The sequence below is a fragment of the Cupriavidus sp. 01L46 genome (genome assembly GCF_056399905.1).
The window spans coordinates 1-3355 of record NZ_JBFTSF010000467.1 but is presented as its reverse complement, the minus strand read 5'-3'; the positions used below and the strand labels follow the sequence as shown (position 1 = coordinate 3355).

Genomic DNA, 3355 nt, shown 5'->3' with positions numbered 1-3355 from the left:
GCGCTGGACGCCAAGCTGCGCGACGCCTTGCGCGCCGACATCAACCAGTTGCTGCGCAGCCTGCATATCACCGCCGTCTACGTCACCCACGACCAGGCCGAGGCCATGGCGCTGGGCGACCGCATCATCGTGATGGACCGTGGCCGCATCGCGCAGACTGGCACGCCGCAGCAGATCTACCGCGCGCCGGCCAATGCCTTCGTGGCGGATTTCATCGGCACCATGAACCGCCTGCCGGCCGTGCTGGAGGCCGATGCCTGGCGCGTGCCGGGTGGGCTGGTGCCGCGCCATGGCACCGCCGCAAGCCTCGCCGCCGCGCCCTCGCCGCGCGCCGAACTGCTGTTCCGCCCCGAAGACGTCGCGCTGGCCCAGGCCGAGGATGCTCACCTGGGCGGCTCGGTCGTCACCGCGCTGTTCCTGGGCAACTACACGCGCTTGCTGGTCGACGTGGGCGCGCCGGCGCCGCTTGTCGTCGACACCACCCGGCGCGATGGCTGGCTCGCGGGCGACCGCGTGGGCCTGCGCCTCGATACCGGCCACCTGATCACGCTCCCCGAAGCGCTCACCGCATGAACACCACCAACGCCAACCCGGCCGGCACCTACCTGCTGGCCCACATCACAGACCTGCACATCAAGGCCGGCGGCAAGCTGTCCTACCGCATGGTAGACACCGCAGGCGCGCTGCGGCGCTGCATCGCGTCGCTGCTGGCGGCGCCGCAGCAGCCCGACTCCGTCGTCATCACCGGCGACCTGGTGGACTTCGGCACCGAGGAGGAATACCGCTTCCTACGCGGCATCCTGGCAACGCTGCCGATGCCGGTACGGCTCTTGCCCGGCAACCATGATCACCGCGCCACGCTGCGCCGCGTATTTGCCGATCACGATTACCTGTTCGCCAACGGCGACGGCGACGCGCCGGTTCACTACAGCGTGGAGGCCGGCCCACTACGCCTGGTGGCCTTCGACTGCACGGTGCCGGGAAAGCCTGGCGGCCAGGTCGATCCCGCCGCGCTGCCCTGGCTGGAGGCCACGCTCGCGGCCGAGCCTGGCAGGCCCACGCTGCTGATGCTCCACCACCCGCCCTTTCATACCGGCATCGGCCATATGGACCAGCAGGGCCTGGCGGATGCGGCGCTGCTGGAGGCGGTGGTGCGCAGGCACCCGACGGTTGAGCGCGTGCTGTGCGGCCACCTGCACCGGCACATCACGCACCGCTTTGGCGGCACGATCGCCATGACGGCACCGGGTCCCGCGCATCAGGTCACGCTCGATCTCGACCCACAGGCGGCCTCGCGGTTTCGCATGGAGCCGCCCGGCTACCTGCTGCATCAGTGGGATCCCGCGCAGGGGCTGGTCAGCCACGCGGCGGTGATCGGTGACTTTGGCGCAGACCATCCTTTCTTCGATGCCGCGGGCAAGTTGATCGACTGACTGGCCGGTCGGTTGATCAGCCAGCCGGTCGATCAGGAAGGCATCGGCACATCGGCCTGCAACAGGTTGCACCCCGTGGCGGCCAGCCCTTACGGCGGCGCCAAACCACGAGCAAAAAAAACCCACTGCCGGGTGGTAGTGGGTAACAAAAGTGGTATGGGCGAGTCGCGGAAATCACCCATGCGTGCATGGTGACACCGGACGTCTGCGAACAACATAATCCTTCTGGACTAGTACCCATCCCTGCGCCAGGCCGCCGGCGCCGGCATGCGGCAGATCATTTCCCGCTAGCGCTAGCGCACAGGCGATCTGCGGGGCGGCACCGTGCCAGACGCCGCTGCGCCCACCCATCCTTTCCCCTCTTTAGTGGGGAAATAGACAAGCCCACCATAATCGAGTCCAATTCGCCCTGGCGCTCGCTTCGACCTGGGCGCAGCGCGTCACATTTTGCTCCACTTGYTCCAGCGGCCGCAGCCTGCGCGCCGTGCGCCGGCCAACCCCAACCCATGCTCAACGCCCACCTGCTGCTGATCGACGACCACACCCTGTTCCGCACCGGCCTGCGCCTGGTGCTGGCAGACAGCCCAAGCGTGGCGAGCATCATCGAGGCGGGCTCCGTCATGGGCGCGGTGGAGGAACACCGCGCCGCCAGCGTGGATATCATCCTGCTGGATATACAGATGCCCGGCCTCAACGGCATCGAGGGCATCAAGGTGTTGCGCCGCCACTTCTGTGCAGCGCGCATCCTGATCGTGTCCGGCACCTCCGGGCTGGAAACCATTCCCGCCGCCGCGCGCAAGGAGATTGCCGGCTTCCTGCCGAAATCCGCGAGCAGCGTCGAGATCGAAGACGCCATTGCCTCTTGCCTGCGGGGTGGCACATACTTCAACGCCGACCCCGCCGGCGCCGACTGCKGCAAGCCGCATGGCCATGCCAGCGCCAACGCATACCAGGGCTACCAGGCCAGCTCGCTCACGCCGCGCCAGCTCGAGGTGCTGGACCAGCTCAGCCAGGGCCGCTCCAACAAGATCATTGCCCATCATCTGGGACTCTCGGAGAACACCGTGCGCGTCCACGTGGCGGCCATTCTCGATTACCTGGGCGTGGTCAGCCGCGTCGAGGCGGTGCTGGAGGCCCAGCGCCGCGGCCTGGTGCAGATGGGCAGGTAAGCCATGGCGTCTATCCTCCCTCGCTTCGATGAACCGCGGCTGCTGGCCGCGCAAATGGAACTGATCGACCAGAGCTTCGGCATCGCCATGCTGGGCTGCGCGCTGGCGGCGTTCATCCTGGCCCTCGGGCTGGTCCTCGGCGGTGGGCATCCGGGTGCATTGCCCTGGGCGCTGACGATGGGGCTGGCCTGCGCCGCCGGGCATTTCGGGCGGCGCCTGATGCCCGAGCGCACGGCCGAAGCCCATGCCGGGCGCTACGCGCGCAGCATGACGCTGCTGCTGACGCTGATCGGCGCGCTCTGGGGGCTGGCGGCGTGGCTTTACATGGATGTGAAGACGCCCGCGGCGGTGATCTGCATCCTGTCGCTGATCGCGGGCATGAGCGCGGCCGCGCTGGCGGTGTTCTCTGCCTGCCTGCCGGTTGCCGTGGGGTTCTTCATCCCGGCCATCGTGCCGGTCTGGGCGGTCTTTATCGCCACCGGCGACGTCGCCTACCTGCCCATGTTCCTCGGCGCGCCGCTTTATCTCATGGTGCTGATGATCTTTGCGCGCAACTATGCGCGCGTGGCACGGCACGGCATTGCACTGCGCTTTGCCAACGTGGAACTGATCTCGCAGTTGCGCGAGCAGACTGCCCGCGCGGAATATGCCCAACGCGAGGCCGAGGAAGCCAACCGCGCCAAATCCGTGTTCCTCGCCTCGGCCAGCCACGACCTGCGCCAGCCCCTGCATGCGCTTGGCTTGTTCGTGGTC

4 protein-coding genes are annotated in these 3355 nt (G+C 68.0%); all 4 read left to right on the top strand.

Features of this window, described 5'->3' with window-relative positions; all coding sequences use genetic code 11:
- The coding region (locus tag AC1DS3_RS36940) for an ABC transporter ATP-binding protein (protein WP_477129170.1) at positions 1–573 on the top strand (573 nt) is incomplete at its 5' end.
- A complete protein-coding gene (locus AC1DS3_RS36935) occupies positions 570–1433 on the top strand; it encodes a phosphodiesterase (protein WP_441635878.1) in 864 nt (287 codons plus the stop codon). The genes AC1DS3_RS36940 and AC1DS3_RS36935, both read left to right, overlap by 4 nt.
- A 506-nt stretch (positions 1434–1939) precedes the next feature.
- Entirely contained in the window at positions 1940–2602 is a 663-nt protein-coding gene (locus AC1DS3_RS36930) for a response regulator (RefSeq protein ID WP_477129169.1), read from the top strand.
- A gap of 3 nt (positions 2603–2605) precedes the next feature.
- The coding region (locus tag AC1DS3_RS36925; protein WP_477129168.1) for an ATP-binding protein at positions 2606–3355 on the top strand (750 nt) is incomplete at its 3' end.

Coding starts and splice junctions, on each gene's coding strand:
- AC1DS3_RS36935 (WP_441635878.1), top strand. CDS start 570: ATGAACACCACCAACGCCAACCCGGCCGGCACCTACCTGCTGGCCCAC.